The 14,980-nt window shown below is 71.1% G+C and carries 9 protein-coding genes; 3 read left to right on the top strand and 6 right to left on the bottom strand.

Annotation, left to right across the window (positions count from 1 at the left end; all coding sequences use genetic code 11):
- Positions 1 to 43: 43 nt before the first annotated feature.
- Together ACN6LM_RS02170 and ACN6LM_RS02175 are read right to left on the bottom strand one after the other, a co-directional pair.
- A complete protein-coding gene (locus ACN6LM_RS02170; protein ID WP_445063551.1) occupies positions 44 to 1,300 on the bottom strand; it encodes a LolA family protein in 1,257 nt (418 codons plus the stop codon).
- 230 nt (positions 1,301 to 1,530) lie between these two features.
- A complete protein-coding gene (locus ACN6LM_RS02175; protein WP_445063552.1) occupies positions 1,531 to 2,541 on the bottom strand; it encodes a polyprenyl synthetase family protein in 1,011 nt (336 codons plus the stop codon).
- 156 nt (positions 2,542 to 2,697) lie between these two features.
- Between ACN6LM_RS02175 and ACN6LM_RS02180 the strand changes: the two genes are divergently transcribed.
- From ACN6LM_RS02180 to fahA, 3 genes are all read left to right on the top strand, one after another.
- A complete protein-coding gene (locus ACN6LM_RS02180) occupies positions 2,698 to 4,197 on the top strand; it encodes a peptide MFS transporter (protein WP_445063553.1) in 1,500 nt (499 codons plus the stop codon).
- Between the two features lie 9 nt (positions 4,198 to 4,206).
- Positions 4,207 to 6,201 carry a CocE/NonD family hydrolase gene (locus tag ACN6LM_RS02185; RefSeq protein ID WP_445063554.1) on the top strand — a complete coding sequence of 665 codons (1,995 nt, stop codon included), beginning with the start codon at positions 4,207 to 4,209 and terminating at the stop codon, positions 6,199 to 6,201.
- A gap of 115 nt (positions 6,202 to 6,316) precedes the next feature.
- Positions 6,317 to 7,549 carry a fumarylacetoacetase gene (fahA, locus tag ACN6LM_RS02190; protein WP_445063555.1) on the top strand — a complete coding sequence of 411 codons (1,233 nt, stop codon included), beginning with the start codon at positions 6,317 to 6,319 and terminating at the stop codon, positions 7,547 to 7,549.
- A 33-nt stretch (positions 7,550 to 7,582) separates the two neighbouring features.
- On the opposite strand, the gene recQ is transcribed toward fahA, so the two are convergent.
- The 4 genes from recQ to nuoL all read right to left on the bottom strand — a co-directional run bounded on the left by recQ (position 7,583) and on the right by nuoL (position 14,967).
- A complete protein-coding gene (gene recQ / locus ACN6LM_RS02195; RefSeq protein ID WP_445063556.1) occupies positions 7,583 to 9,643 on the bottom strand; it encodes a DNA helicase RecQ in 2,061 nt (686 codons plus the stop codon).
- Positions 9,644 to 9,783: 140 nt separating this feature from the next.
- Complete coding sequence (gene nuoN, locus ACN6LM_RS02200; protein WP_445063557.1) at positions 9,784 to 11,448, bottom strand: NADH-quinone oxidoreductase subunit NuoN; 1,665 nt, start codon at positions 11,446 to 11,448, stop codon at positions 9,784 to 9,786.
- Positions 11,445 to 13,016 (bottom strand): NADH-quinone oxidoreductase subunit M, encoded by a 1,572-nt coding sequence (locus tag ACN6LM_RS02205; RefSeq protein WP_161206674.1) that lies wholly within the window; start codon positions 13,014 to 13,016, stop codon positions 11,445 to 11,447. Before ACN6LM_RS02205 ends, nuoN begins: the two co-directional genes overlap by 4 nt.
- Before the next feature lie 4 nt (positions 13,017 to 13,020).
- On the bottom strand, positions 13,021 to 14,967 hold the full coding sequence (gene nuoL, locus ACN6LM_RS02210) for an NADH-quinone oxidoreductase subunit L (protein WP_445063558.1): 1,947 nt from the start codon (positions 14,965 to 14,967) through the stop codon (positions 13,021 to 13,023).
- Positions 14,968 to 14,980: the final 13 nt, after the last annotated feature.

Consider the following 14,980-nt stretch of genomic DNA (forward strand, 5'->3'; position numbering starts at 1 on the left):
CCCGCCGCGAAGTACACGGCGGGGCGGGCGGGGCACCTGGGCGTCAGCCCGCGTTCGCGGCGGCGACCAGCGCGTCCTTGGTGACCGCGCCCACGTAGACGCGGCCGTCGTCCGTCATCAGCGCGTTGATCAGGCGGGTCTTGAAGACCGTGCCCGAGCCGAACTTCCCGCTGACCTTGTCGCCGAGCGCGTCCAGGAACTGCCCGGCCTCCGCCGGGAGGTCCTTCGACGCACCGGACGGCAGGGCCGCGCCGCCGGGGGTCTTGAACTCGGCGATGCTGTTCCAGCCCTTGCCGATGACCTTCGGCGCGCCCTCGCCCTCGAACATGCCCAGGTCGCCCCGCGCCTTCTCGGCGGCCTCGCGGGCCTCCTTCTCGTGGCCCTCGGCCTTGGCCCCGGCGTCGTCGGCCTCGGTGACCTTCGCGCCCTTGGGCGGGGTGAAGGCGAACGAGGACGCGGCGGGCTTCCTGAAGTCGACCGAGGTGAAACCGGCGTCCACGACCGCCTTGCCGCCGCTGCTGGGCTGAAGCGTGAACTTCAGCGGCACACCGTTCTCCGCGTCCACGGCGATGGTGACCGAGCCGATCGTGGACCCCTTCTGCTCGGGCTTCAGGACCAGGCGGTACGCGTCGCGCCCGGCGATCCGCGCGGTGCCGTCCACCGTGACGGACGTGGTGCCGTCGGCGGCCTTCAGCGCCTCCTGGGCGAGCGCCTTCGGCGTGGACGGGACGCCCTCGGGGGCGGTCTGGTCCTTGCCGTGGGGCGTCTTGCCCGCGCCCTTGCCGTCCGCGTGGTAGACGGCGTTGGAGCCGCTGTCGTACGCCCAGACCTCGTCGCCGTTGTGGATGAGGCTGTACTCGGACGCCTTGTCCAGGACGGACAGGCGCTGCTTGTCGGGGCCGTCGGCGGCCACCCGGAGGGTGTGCGTGCCGGAGGCCAGCTCGGTGAGCTTGGACTGCGGGTCGGCGCTCGACGTGTCCGTGCCGTCGCCGCCCTCGGCCGCGCCGGACAGGAAGGAGCCGGCCAGGCCGCCCATGGACGGGATGCCGAGGTCCGTGCTGATCTTCACCGTGCCGGAGAACTGCTCGGTGTCCGAGGCGGCGATCTTCTCGATGAGTTCCTGAGCGGTGATCTTCGGCAGATCGGGGTCGCCCGAGCTGGCGAGCGCCGGGACCAGGCCGATCGTCGCGGCCGCCACCCCCGCCACCGCGACGGGGACGATGTAGCGCGCGGCCTTGCGGCGGCCTGCGGGCCTCCGGGCGGCCGTGCCGTTGGTCTCCGCGCTGTCGTTCGGTGCCATGTGTGCCCTACCTCCGTGGTCGGCGGCTTCCGTCGGGATGCACTGGTCCACTCCGTGCCGCCATTCTCACCCGTTTTGGTCAGGAGTGGTTGTTCTCCATCTGACCAAATCGGGCGGCCCGAAGCGTCAGCCCCCGGGAGCAACCTCGCGTACCTCTTCGGTATGACTGCGGAGGGCCGTTTCTCCGCCGTCCAGTAGGGGTTGGGCCCTCACAGGCGCCCCGGCGTCCGTCAGCCGGCGCGGTGGACCACCGCGTCGCACATCTCTTCCAGGGCGAGCTTCGCGTAGCACTCGGGCAGCGGCTTCAGCACGGCCCGCGCCTCCTGGGCGTACCGGACGGTGTCCTGCCGGGCCCGGGCGAGCGCCGGGTGGGCGCGCAGCAGGCGCAGGGCCTCCGCGAGCCGGTCCGGGTCGCCGAGGTCGCCGTCGAGCAGCTCCACGAGGGCCAGGTCGTCCGGCTTGCCGCCCGCCGCGGCCTGCGCCCTGAGGTGGAGGACGGGGAGGGTCGGGATGCCCTCCAGGAGGTCCGTGCCGGGGGTCTTGCCGGACTCGTGGGAGTCCGACGCGATGTCCAGGACGTCGTCGGCGAGCTGGAAGGCCACGCCGAGCCGTTCACCGTACTGGGTGAGGATGTCCACCGCGGACTCGTCGGCGCCGGACATCAGCGCGCCGAAGCGGCAGGCGACGGCGATCAGGGAGCCGGTCTTGCCGCGCATCACTTCGAGGTAGTGGTCGACCGGGTCGCGGCCGTCGCGCGGGCCCGCGGTCTCCAGGATCTGACCGGTGACCAGGCGCTCGAACGCCTCCGCCTGGATACGGACGGCCTCCGGCCCGAGGTCGGCCAGTATGTGCGAGGCGCGCGCGAAGAGGAAGTCGCCGGTCAGTACGGCGACCGAGTTGCCCCAGCGGGAATTGGCGCTGTCCACGCCGCGCCGCACCTCGGCCTCGTCCATGACGTCGTCGTGGTACAGCGTCGCGAGGTGGGTCAGCTCGACCACGACGGCCGCGGGCACCACGCCCGGTGCGTCGGCGTCGCCGAACTGGGCGGCGAGCATCGCAAGCAGCGGCCGGAACCGCTTGCCGCCCGCGCGCACCAGGTGCTGGGCGGCTTCCGTGATGAAGGGCACGTCGCTCTTGGTGGCATCGAGCAGGCCCGACTCGACAGCAGCCAAACCGGCCTGGACACCGGCTTCAAGAGCCTGGTCCCGCACGCTCAGTCCGAACGGCCCGACGACGGTCACGAGGGGATCTCCTGTCTGCTGACGATCACACGGAATGTCGATGTGTCGTTGTCACCACTCAAGTCAGCGTATCCGGTCCCCTTTGGATCACCGTGGGCGCCTTCCCGCCGCCGCCGGTATGTTCGGGATCAGCTCATACGATCAGGAGTTGCCGCTTTGTCCCACGCAGCAGCAGACACCGAACCGTCGCAGCCGCCCCCGGCCGACGACCACGCCTTCTTCGGCCAGCCGCGGGGTCTGATGACCCTGTCCGGCCTGGAGGTCTGGGAGCGGTTCTCGTTCCTCGGCATGCAGGCGATCCTGGTCCTCTACTTCGCGGACACGGTCGCCAACGGCGGCATGGGCATGGAGGCCGGGACCGCCGCCTCCGTCTCGGCCGCGTACGGCACCCTCGTCTATCTGGTGTCGGTGGCGGGCGGCTGGCTGGCCGACCGCATCCTGGGCTCGTACCGGGCGGTGTTGTACGGCGGCATCCTGATCGCCTGCGGGCATTACGCCATGGCGGTGCCCACCGACGCGATGACGTGGGTCGGCCTCGGTCTGATCAGTGCGGGTACGGGGCTGCTGAAGCCCAATGTGGCGACGATGGTCGGCAAGCTCTACCGCACGGACGACGAACGGCGGGACGCGGGCTTCGCCCTCTATTACATGGGCATCAACATCGGCGCGTTCCTCGGTCCGCTGATCACCGGCTGGCTCGGTGACCACGCGAGCTGGCACTGGGGCTTCTCGGCCGCCGCCTTCGGTATGACGCTGGGCCTCATCCAGTACGTGGCGGGCCGCCGTCACCTGGCCGGGCGAAAGCACACCGCCGAATACGCGCTGGCCCCCGGGCCCATGCGCCGGGCGGTCCTGCTCATCGTCGTCGGGGCGGTGGTGGTGGCGGCGGTCGCGACCGCGCTGGCCCTGGCGGGGTGGCTGACCATGGACCGGTTCGTGGACGTGCTCACCCTGATCTCGGTGATCGCGCCCGTCGTCTACTTCGTGGTGATGTTCCGCAGCCCCCGGGTCACCGCCGAGGAGCGCGGCAGGCTGCGCCCGTACGTGGTGCTGTTCCTGGCGTCCGTGGTGTTCAACTTCATCCTCTTCCAGGCGTACTCGACGATGATGCTGCTCGCGTCGACCAACGCCCGTACCGAGGTCTTCGGCTTCCACTTCCCGGCGAGCTGGTACGCCTCCGCGCTCGGCGCCTTCGAGGTGCTGCTCGCCCCGGTGGTCGCGGCCGTCTGGGCGAGGATGGGGCCGCGTCAGCCGCACGCGTCCAACAAGATCGCGATCGGCGTCATCCTCGGCGGTCTCTCGTTCCTGCTGATGGTCCTGCCCACCTCCGGGCACACCGGCGACACGTACAAGATGGCCGCCTGGTGGATCGTCGGCTCCTACCTGCTGCTCGGGCTCGGCGACATCCTGCTGGAGACCTCCGGCATGTCGGCGACGACCAAGCTCGCCCCGAAGGCGTTCGCCAGCCAGACCATGGCCCTCTGGTTCCTCTCGCTGGCCCTCGCCAACGGCATCCAGGCCCAGATCGTGAAGCTGTACGGCGAGGTGTCCAACCCCGCCTACTTCGGTGTCAACGGCGCCGTGGCGGTGGTGGCCGGTGTGGCCGTCATCGCCGCCGCCCCCTGGCTCAGGCGCACGATGCACCCCGTCCACTGAGGTACGCCCATGCACATCCAGACCGCGTTCCCGTACGAGACGACCCGCGAGGACCTCTATATCCCGCTCGCGGACGGCACCCAGCTGTACGCCCGGATCTGGCGGCCGGTCACGGACGAACCCGTGCCCGCCCTGCTGGAGTACCTGCCGTACCGGCTGAGCGACTGGACCGCGCCGCGCGACTGGCAGCGCCACCCCTGGTACGCCGGACACGGCTACGCCTCCGTCCGGGTGGACGTACGCGGCCACGGCAACAGCGAGGGCATGCCGGGCGACGAGTACGACGCGACGGAGCTGGCGGACGGGGTCGCGGTCGTCCACTGGCTGGCCCGGCAGGAGTGGTGCTCGGGCCGGGTCGGCATGTTCGGGATCTCCTGGGGCGGCTTCAACTCGCTCCAGATCGCCGCGCTGGCCCCGGAGCCGCTGAAGGCGATCGTCACCGTGTGCTCGGCGGACGACCGCTACGACAACGACGTCCACTACATGGGCGGCTCGGTCCTCGCCGTGGACATGCACGCCTGGGCGGCGACCATGCTCGCCTTCGTCTGCCGGCCGCCCGACCCGGCGGACGTCGGCGACGACTGGCGTCAGATGTGGCTGGACCGGCTCGGAGCGGTCGACCCCTTCATCCACACCTGGCTCTCCCACCAGACCCGCGACGCCTACTGGAAGCACGGCAGCGTCTGCGAGGACTACTCCGCGATCCAGGCGAACGTCCTCGCGGTCGGCGGCTGGCACGACCCGTACCGGGACACCGTCCTCCGGCTGGTCGAGCACCTGGACCCGGCGAGGGTGCGCGGGATCATCGGCCCCTGGTCGCACCAGTACCCCGACCGGGGGCTGCCGCCCGGGCCGGGCATCGGCTTCCTCCAGGAGACCCTGCGCTGGTGGGACCAGCACCTGAAGGACGAGGACACCGGGGTGATGGAGGAGCCGCTGCTGCGGTCCTGGATCAGCGAGTCGCACCGGCCCGCCACGGTGTACGAGACGCTGCCCGGCCGCTGGGTCGGGGAGACCAGCTGGCCGTCGGAGAACGTCACCCCCGTCGCGTACGCCCTCCAGGGCGGGCCGCAGATCGTCCACTCGCCGCAACAGACCGGACTGGACGCCGGGCGGTTCTTCCCCTTCGGCAACGACGCCGACCTGCCGCCGGACCAGCGCGACGAGGACGCCAAGTCGCTCTGCTTCGAATTCCCGGTGGCCGACGCGCCGATCGAGATCCTGGGCAGACCCCGGGTGAGCCTGCGCCTCACGATGGACGTGCCGCGCGGGCAGGTCGTCGCCCGGCTCTGCGACGTCGCCCCCGACGGCTCCTCCACCCTCGTCACGCGCGGCGCGCTCAACCTCGCCGCCCGGAACGGCCGCGACCGCACCGAGGACTGGACCCCCGGCGCCACCGAGGACGTCGCCTTCGAGCTGAACGGCATCGGGCACACCTTCCCGCCCGGCCACCGCATCCGGCTCGCCGTCTCGTCCTCGTACTGGCCCTGGATCTGGCCGCAGGCGGGCTCGGCCGGCTTCACCCTGGAGGCGGACGGCAGCCTCGTCGAACTCCCGGTGCGGCGGCACACCGAGGACCCCGCCATCCGCTTCGGGGAACCCGAGCAGTCCGAACCGCTGGGCGTGGTGTACCCGGAGACGCTGGACGCGCCGCGCCCCGAACGGCTCGTCGTCCGCGATGTGGCCAAGGGCGAGTGGCGGCTGGAGGTGGACCCGCGCTACGGCGGCACGCGCGTCTACCCGGACGGGCTGGAGTTCACCGAGGACGCGGTGGAGACGTACACGATCCAGGAGGGCGACCCGCTCTCCGCGCGGACCCGGTCCGACTGGACGATCCGGCTGCACCGGCCGGAGATGGCCTGGGACGTGCAGATCGACACCCGCTCCGAGATCACCGCCGACGCGGACGACTTCCACACCGTCAACGAGGTCGTCTGCACCGAGGGCGGCGAGGTCGTCTTCCACCGGACCTGGGAGAAGAGCATCCCGCGCACGTCCGGGTGACATCGCATGTGAGGCCTGCTTTCCGGGGCATCGGGGATGGTTGGGGCACTGCCTCACGGCAGTCCTCCCGACGTAACGTTGTCCCCAAGCGACCCGGAAAGCGAGGCAGCGACCGATGCCCGAGCAGAGCAGTCCGCTCGATGTGGCCGAGGGCGACCCCTTCGGCCCGCACAACCTGCCGTACGGCGTGTTCTCCACCCCCGACCGCCCGGGCGAGCGGCGCGTCGGCGTCCGCATCGGCGACCACGTCCTGGACGCCGGGGCCGCCGCGCTCGCCCTCGGTTCGCCGTACGCCCGGCTGCTGGCCCAGCCCGACCTGATGACGCTCCTCGGAGCCGGGCGCACCGCCTGGCGCGATGTGCGCCGGGCCCTGACCGCGTGGGTCACGGTCCCCGCGCACCGCGCGGACATGGAGCCGCTGCTGCATCCGCTGGACGCGGTCACGCTGCACCTGCCCTACCAGGTCGCGGACTACGTCGACTTCTACGCGAGCGAGCACCACGCCACCAACGTGGGCCAGATCTTCCGGCCCGACGCGGACGCGCCGCTCACCCCCAACTGGAAGCATCTGCCGATCGGTTACCACGGGCGCGCCGGGACCGTCGTGGTCTCCGGCACCGATGTGGTCCGCCCGGCGGGCCAGCGCAAGGCACCGGCCGACCCGGCGCCCGTCTTCGGCCCGTCCGTGAAGCTCGACATCGAGGCGGAGGTCGGCTTCGTCGTCGGCACCCCGTCCGAGCAGGGGAAGCCCGTCGCCCTCACGGACTTCCGCGAGCACGTCTTCGGGGTCTCGCTGCTCAACGACTGGTCGGCGCGCGACATCCAGGCGTGGGAGTACGTCCCGCTCGGACCGTTCCTCGGCAAGTCCTTCGCGACCTCCGTCTCCGCCTGGGTCACCCCGCTGGAGGCCCTGGACGCCGCCCGCACCGCCCCGCCCGCCCGCGACCTCCCCCTCCTCCCCTATCTGGAGGACGCGGAGGAGGACGAGCCCGGCGGCTACGACCTGCGGATCTCCGTCGCGCTCAACGGGCAGGTCGTCGCGGAGCCGCCGTTCTCCACCATGTACTGGACGGCCGCCCAGCAGCTCGCCCAGATGACGGTCAACGGCGCCTCGCTGCGCACCGGCGACCTCTACGCCTCCGGCACGGTCAGCGGCCCCGAGCCGTCCCAGCGCGGCTGCCTCCTGGAGCTCACCTGGAACGGCCGCGATCCGCTGGCCCTGCCCGAGGGCAAGCGGACCTTCCTGGAGGACGGCGACACGGTGACGATCACCGCCTGGGCCCCGGGACCGGACGGCACCCGGGTGGGGCTGGGCGAGGTGTCGGGGCGGGTCGTTTCCGGGGGATGAGCGGAGGCCGGATCCGCCGCGCCGTCCGTCGGCTCACTCGTACTCCGGGGGCTCCTCGTCCCAGCCGAACTCGGTGTCGTCGTGGGCGGCGGGCGTGGGCGCCTTGGCAGGGGCAGGGGCAGGGGCAGGGGCAGGGGCAGGGACGGGGGCGGCTGCCGTCGGGGCTGCCTGGGGCGGGGCCTCCGGGGCGGACGCGTCGAGGCCCGACAGGACCTCCAGGACGCCCTCGCCGTACGTCGCGAGCTTCTTCTCGCCCAGGCCGCTGATGCCGCCCAGCTCGCCCAGGGTCGTCGGGCGGACCGTGGCGATCTCGCGGAGGGTGGCGTCGTGGAAGATCACGTAGGCGGGGAGGCCCAGCTCCTTGGCCTGGGCGGCCCGCCACGCGCGCAGGGCCTCGAAGACGGGGGCGGCCGTCTCGGGGAGGTCGGCGGCGGCCGCCGCCTTCGGCTTGCGCTCGCCGCGGGCGGAGGACGCGCGGGCGGTCGTCGGCTTCTTCGGCTCCTTGCGGAGCTGGACCTCGCGCTCGCGGCCGAGGACGGTGGCGCTCTCGTCGGTCAGGACCAGCGTGCCGTACTCGCCCTCGACGGCGATCAGGCCCTGGGCGAGGAGCTGGCGGACCACGCCGCGCCACTCCGCCTCGGCCAGCTCCTCGCCGATGCCGAACACCGACAGCTGGTCGTGGTCGAACTGGATGACCTTGGCCGTGCGGCGGCCGAGCAGGATGTCGATGATCTGGCCCGCGCCGAACTTCTGGCCGCGCTCCCGCTTCAGCCGCACCACCGTGGACAGCAGCTTCTGCGCGACCACCGTGCCGTCCCAGGTCTCCGGCGGGGTGAGGCAGGTGTCGCAGTTGCCGCAAGAGGTGGCCGTGGGCTCCTGGCCGAAGTACGTGAGGAGCTGGGCGCGGCGGCACTGGACGGTCTCGCACAGGGCGAGCATGGAGTCCAGGTGCGAGGCGGCCCGGCGGCGGAACGCCTCGTCGCCCTCGCCGCCCTGGATGAGCTTGCGCTGCTGGACGACGTCCTGGAGGCCGTACGCCATCCACGCCGTGGACGGGGCGCCGTCACGGCCGGCCCGGCCGGTCTCCTGGTAGTAGCCCTCGACGGACTTCGGCAGGTCCAGGTGGGCGACGAAGCGGACGTCCGGCTTGTCGATGCCCATGCCGAAGGCGATCGTCGCGACGACGACCAGGCCCTCCTCGCGCAGGAAGCGGGACTGGTGGGCCGCGCGGGTCCCGGCGTCGAGCCCCGCGTGGTACGGGACGGCCTCGATGCCGTTGCGGCAGAGGAACTCGGCGGTCTTCTCCGTGGACGCGCGGGAGAGGCAGTAGACGATGCCCGCGTCCCCGGCGTGCTCCTCCTTGAGGAAGGCGAGCAGCTGCTTCTTCGGGTCGGCCTTGCCCACGATCCGGTACTGGATGTTGGGCCGGTCGAAGCTGGCCACGAAGTGCCTGGCGTCGGGCATGCCGAGCCGCTGGGTGATCTCGCGGTGCGTGGCGTCCGTCGCCGTGGCCGTCAGGGCGATGCGCGGCACGTCGGGCCAGCGCTCGCCGAGGACGGACAGGGCGAGGTAGTCGGGGCGGAAGTCGTGGCCCCACTGGGCGACGCAGTGCGCCTCGTCGATCGCGAAGACGGAGACCTCGCCCCGGGCCAGCAGCGCGAGCGTGGTGTCCAGCCGCAGCCGCTCCGGGGCCAGGTAGAGGAGGTCCAGCTCGCCCGCGACGAACTGGGCCTCCATCGAGCGGCGCTCGTCGAAGTCCTGCGTGGAGTTGATGAAACCGGCCCGCACGCCGAGTGCCCGCAGCGCGTCGACCTGGTCCTGCATGAGGGCGATCAGCGGGGAGATCACGACGCCGGTGCCCCGGCGGACCAGGGCCGGGATCTGGTAGCAGAGGGACTTGCCGCCACCGGTGGGCATGAGCACGACGGCGTCCCCGCCGGCCACCACGTGGTCGACGATCGCCTCCTGCTCGCCGCGGAACGCCTCGTAACCGAAGACGCGGTGCAGGGTGCGCCGCGCCTCGCTCTCGGTCGCGGCGGCGGTCCCGCCCGTGCTCACATCCGTGGTCATGCCCGTCACGCCCGTCCCGTTCATCGCTCTGTCCCCCGATACCGGTCCCGCTGCGTCCCAGCGCTCCCCTGCCACGATAGGCGCCACCTGTGACAACGCCGGACGGGCTTGACTTCCCGAGGGAAGGCCAAGCCCGTCCGGCGTTGCCGTTCAGCCGCTTCCGGCTACCTCACGAACGTCCCCGCCTGGCCCGCCAGGTCCAGGAAGTACTGCGGGGCCACGCCCAGGACCACGGTCACGGCCACGCCGATCGCGATGGTGGTCATCGTCAGCGGGGACGGGACGGCGACCGTGGGGCCGTCCGCCTTCGGTTCGCTGAAGAACATCAGCACGATGACCCGGATGTAGAAGAACGCGGCGATCGCCGAGGAGATCACACCGACCACGACCAGGCCGCCCGCGCCGCCGTCCGCCGCCGCCTTGAAGACCGCGAACTTCCCGGAGAAGCCCGAGGTCAGCGGGATACCGGCGAAGGCCAGCAGGAACACCGCGAAGACCGCCGCGACCAGCGGCGAGCGCCGGCCGAGCCCGGCCCACTTCGACAGGTGCGTCGCCTCGCCGCCCGCGTCCCGCACCAGCGTGACGACGGCGAAGGCGCCGACCGTCACGAAGGAGTACGTGCCGAGGTAGAAGAGGACGGACGAGATGCCGTCGGGGGTGGCCGCGATCACACCGGCCAGGATGAACCCGGCGTGCGCGATCGAGGAGTAGGCCAGCAGCCGCTTGATGTCGGTCTGCGTGATCGCGACGACCGCGCCGCCCACCATCGTGACGATCGCGACGCCCCACATGACCGGCCGCAGGTCCCAGGTGAGCCCGGGCAGCACCACGTACAGCAGGCGCAGCAGCGCGCCGAACGCGGCGACCTTCGTCGCGGCGGCCATGAAGCCGGTGACCGGGGTCGGCGCACCCTGGTAGACGTCCGGGGTCCACATGTGGAACGGGACGGCGCCGACCTTGAAGAGCAGTCCGGTGAGGATCATCGCGCCGCCGATGAGCAGCAGCGCGTCGTTGCCCATGGTGCCGGCGAGCGCCGGGTCGATCTTCTGGATCGTGCCGTCGACCACGGTCGCGATCTGCGCGTACGAGACGGAGCCCGCGTAGCCGTAGAGCAGGGCGATCCCGAACAGCAGGAACGCCGAGGAGAACGCGCCGAGCAGGAAGTACTTCACGGCCGCCTCCTGCGACATCAGCCGCTTGCGGCGGGCGACGGCGCACAGGAGGTACAGCGGGAGGGAGAAGACCTCCAGGGCCACGAACAGCGTCAGCAGGTCGTTGGCCGCCGGGAAGACGAGCATGCCCGCCACCGAGAAGAGGACGAGCGGGAAGACCTCGGTGGTGGTGAACCCGGCCCTGACCGCGGCCTTCTCGCTGTCGCTGCCGGGCACCGACGCGGCCTGCGCGGCGAAGGAGTCGACCCTGTTGCCGTGCGACTCGGGGTCGAGCCGCCGTTCGGCGAACGTGAAGACCGCGACCAGGGACGTCAGCAGGATGACGCCCTGGAGGAACAGGGACGGCCCGTCGACCGCGATGGCGCCCATCGCGGCGATGTGCGCCTTGGTCGTCCCGTAGCCGCCGGCCGCGAGGCCGACCACCGCGGCGAACGCGGCGACCAGCGCGACGACGGTCAGGAACACCTGCGTGTGGTACCGGGCCCGGCGCGGCACGAACGCCTCGACCAGGACGCCGACGACGGCGACGCCGATCACGATCAGGACCGGGGCCAGCTGGGTGTACTCGATGACCGGGGCCGTGAACTTCTCGTCCGGAGCGGCGGATGTCACCCCGCTCGCCGTCGTCCACAGGCTGTGGACAGCTGTTGCGCTCACTTGGCGGCCTCCACCTCGGGCTGGGGGTCCTTCTTCTGTACGTCCGACATGGTGTGCTGCACCGCCGGGTTGACGATGTCCGTCAGCGGCTTCGGGTAGACACCCAGGAACAGCAGCAGCGCGATCAGCGGCACGACCACCACGAGCTCACGCGCCTTGAGGTCCGCCATGCCCTGCACCTCGGCCTTGACCGGGCCGGTCATGGTGCGCTGGTAGAGGACCAGGACGTAGATCGCGGCGAGCACGATGCCGGTGGTGGCGATGATGCCGACCGCCGGATACGCGGCGAACGCGCCGACCAGGACCAGGAACTCGCTGACGAACGGGGCGAGCCCCGGCAGCGACAGCGTGGCCAGACCGCCGATCAGGAAGGTGCCGGCCAGAACCGGGGCCACCTTCTGCACCCCGCCGTAGTCGGCGATGAGGCGCGAGCCCCGCCGGCTGATCAGGAAGCCCGCGACCAGCATCAGCGCGGCCGTCGAGATGCCGTGGTTGACCATGTACAGCGTCGCGCCCGACTGGCCCTGACTGGTCATCGCGAAGATGCCCAGGATGATGAAGCCGAAGTGCGAGATGGACGCGTAGGCGATCAGCCGCTTGATGTCGCGCTGGCCGACCGCGAGCAGCGCCCCGTACACGATGCTGATCAGCGCCAGGACCAGGATCACCGGCGTCGCCCACTTGCTGGCCTCCGGGAAGAGCTGGAGGCAGAAGCGGAGCATGGCGAACGTGCCGACCTTGTCGACCACGGCGGTGATCAGCACGGCGACCGGCGCGGTCGCCTCACCCATCGCGTTGGGCAGCCAGGTGTGCAGCGGCCACAGCGGGGCCTTCACCGCGAAGGCGAAGAAGAACCCGAGGAACAGCCACCGCTCGGTGCCGGTCGCCATGGAGAACGTGCCGTTGGCCCGGGCCTCGGCGATCTCGGAGAGCGAGAACGAGCCCGCGACCACGTACAGGCCGATCACCGCGGCCAGCATGATGAGGCCGCCGACCAGGTTGTAGAGGAGGAACTTCACGGCGGCGTACGAACGCTGCGCCGCCGCGTTCTCGTCGCTGCCGGTGTGCGCCCGGTCCCCGAAGCCGCCGATGAGGAAGTACATCGGGATGAGCATGGCTTCGAACAGGATGTAGAAGAGGAAGACGTCGGTGGCCTCGAAGGAGAGGATCACCATCGCTTCGACCATCAGGATCAGGGCGAAGAAGCCCTGAGTGGGGCGCCAGCGCGAGGAGTTCGTCTCCAGGGGGTCGGCGTCGTGCCAGCCGGCCAGGATGACGAACGGGATCAGCAGGGCGGTGAGCGCCATGAGCGCCACGCCGATGCCGTCGACGCCCAGTTCGTAGCGGACGCCGAAGTCCTTGATCCAGGCGTGCGATTCGGTGAGCTGGAAGCGGTCGCCGCCGGGCTCGAAGCGGGCGAGCGCGATGCCCGCCAGGACGAGCGTGGCCAGCGAGAAGAGCAGCGCCAGCCATTTGGCGGCGGTGCGCCGGGCGGCCGGGACGGCGGCGGTGGCCACCGCGCCGATCGCCGGGAGCGCCGCCGTCGCTGTCAGGAGGGGAAAGGACATGTGATCAGACCGCCCTCATCAGCAGGGTCGCGGCGATGAGAACCGCCGTACCTCCGAGCATCGAGACCGCGTAGGAGCGGGCGTAGCCGTTCTGGAGTTTGCGCAGCCGGCCGGAGAGCCCGCCCATGGACGCGGCCGTGCCGTTGACGACGCCGTCGACCAGGCTGTGGTCGACGTAGACCAGGGAGCGGGTCAGGTGCTCGCCGCCGCGGACCAGGACCACGTGGTTGAAGTCGTCCTGGAGGAGGTCGCGGCGCGCGGCCCGGGTGAGCAGCGAGCCGCGCGGGGCGGTCACCGGCACCGGCTTGCGGCCGTACATCGCCCAGGCGATGGCGACACCGACGACCAGGGCGACCATGGTGGCCGCGGTGACGGTCGACGCGCCGATCGGGGCGTCGCCGTGGTCGTGGCCGGTGACGGGCTCCAGCCAGTGCAGGAAGCGGTCGCCGATCGAGAAGAAGCCACCGGCGAAGACCGAGCCGAAGGCCAGCACGATCATCGGGATCGTCATGGACTTCGGGGACTCGTGCGGGTGGGGCTCCGCGTGCTCACCGCGCGTCTCGGCGGCGGGCTCGACGTCCGGCGCGTCCGGGGACGGCGTCGCCGTGCGGCGCCAGCGCTCCTCGCCGAAGAAGGTCATCAGCATCACGCGCGTCATGTAGAACGCGGTGATCGCGGCGCCGAGCAGGGCCACGGAGCCGAGGATCCAGCCCTCGGTGCCGCCCTTGGCGAACGCCGCCTCGATGATCTTGTCCTTGGAGAAGAAGCCGGAGAGGCCGGGGAAGCCGATGATCGCGAGGTAGCCGAGGCCGAAGGTGACGAAGGTGACCGGCATGTACTTCCGCAGGCCGCCGAACTTCCGCATGTCCACCTCGTCGTTCATGCCGTGCATGACCGAACCGGCGCCGAGGAAGAGCCCGGCCTTGAAGAAGCCGTGGGTCACCAGGTGCATGATCGCGAAGACGTAGCCGATGGGCCCGAGCCCGGCGGCCAGGATCATGTAGCCGATCTGCGACATCGTGGAGCCGGCGAGGGCCTTCTTGATGTCGTCCTTCGCGCAACCGACGATCGCACCGAACAGCAGCGTGACCGCGCCGACGACCACGACGACCATCTGGGCGTCCGGGGCGGCGTTGAAGATCGCGCCGGAGCGGACGATGAGGTAGACACCGGCGGTGACCATGGTCGCGGCGTGGATGAGGGCGGAGACCGGGGTCGGGCCCTCCATCGCGTCACCGAGCCAGGACTGCAGCGGCACCTGGGCGGACTTGCCGCAGGCGGCGAGGAGCAGCATCAGGCCGATCGCCGTCAGCTTGCCCTCGCCGGTCTCGCCGGTCGCCTCCAGGACGGGGCCGTACGCGAACGTGCCGAAGGTGGTGAACATCAGCATGATCGCGATCGACAGGCCCATGTCGCCGACGCGGTTGACCAGGAACGCCTTCTTCGCGGCGGTGGCCGCGCTGGGCTTGTGCTGCCAGAAGCCGATGAGCAGGTACGACGCCAGACCGACGCCCTCCCACCCGACGTACAGCAGCAGGTAGTTGTCGGCGATGACGAGGATCAGCATCGCCGCCAGGAACAGGTTCAGATAGCCGAAGAAGCGGCGCCGGCGCTCGTCGTGCTCCATGTAGCCGATCGAGTAGATGTGGATCAGCGTGCCCACACCGGTGATCAGCAGGACGAAGGTCATCGACAGCTGGTCGAGCTGGAAGGCCACATCGGCCTGGAAGCCCTCGACCGGGATCCAGCTGAACAGCTTCTGGTGCAGCGCCCGGTCCTCGGCGCCCTTCCCGAGCATGTCGGTGAAGAGCACCACGGCCACGACGAACGAGGCGGCGGCGAGCAGGGTGCCGAGCCAGTGCCCGGCGCGGTCGAGGCGGCGACCGCCGCAGAGCAGCACCGCCGCTCCGAGCAGGGGCGCCGCGACGAGCAGCGCAATCAGGTTCTCCACAGTGCAAACGCCC

It is taken from the genome of Streptomyces sp. SAS_281 (genome assembly GCF_052542855.1).

What these genes read in the sequence shown, in the direction of transcription:
- recQ (WP_445063556.1), bottom strand. Translation starts at nt 9,643, where the DNA reads ATGAACGGGACGGGCGTGACGGGCATGACCACGGATGTGAGCACGGGC.
- ACN6LM_RS02205 (WP_161206674.1), bottom strand. Translation starts at nt 13,016, where the DNA reads ATGTCCTTTCCCCTCCTGACAGCGACGGCGGCGCTCCCGGCGATCGGC.
- fahA (WP_445063555.1), top strand. Translation starts at nt 6,317, where the DNA reads ATGCCCGAGCAGAGCAGTCCGCTCGATGTGGCCGAGGGCGACCCCTTC.
- ACN6LM_RS02185 (WP_445063554.1), top strand. Translation starts at nt 4,207, where the DNA reads ATGCACATCCAGACCGCGTTCCCGTACGAGACGACCCGCGAGGACCTC.
- ACN6LM_RS02170 (WP_445063551.1), bottom strand. Translation starts at nt 1,300, where the DNA reads ATGGCACCGAACGACAGCGCGGAGACCAACGGCACGGCCGCCCGGAGG.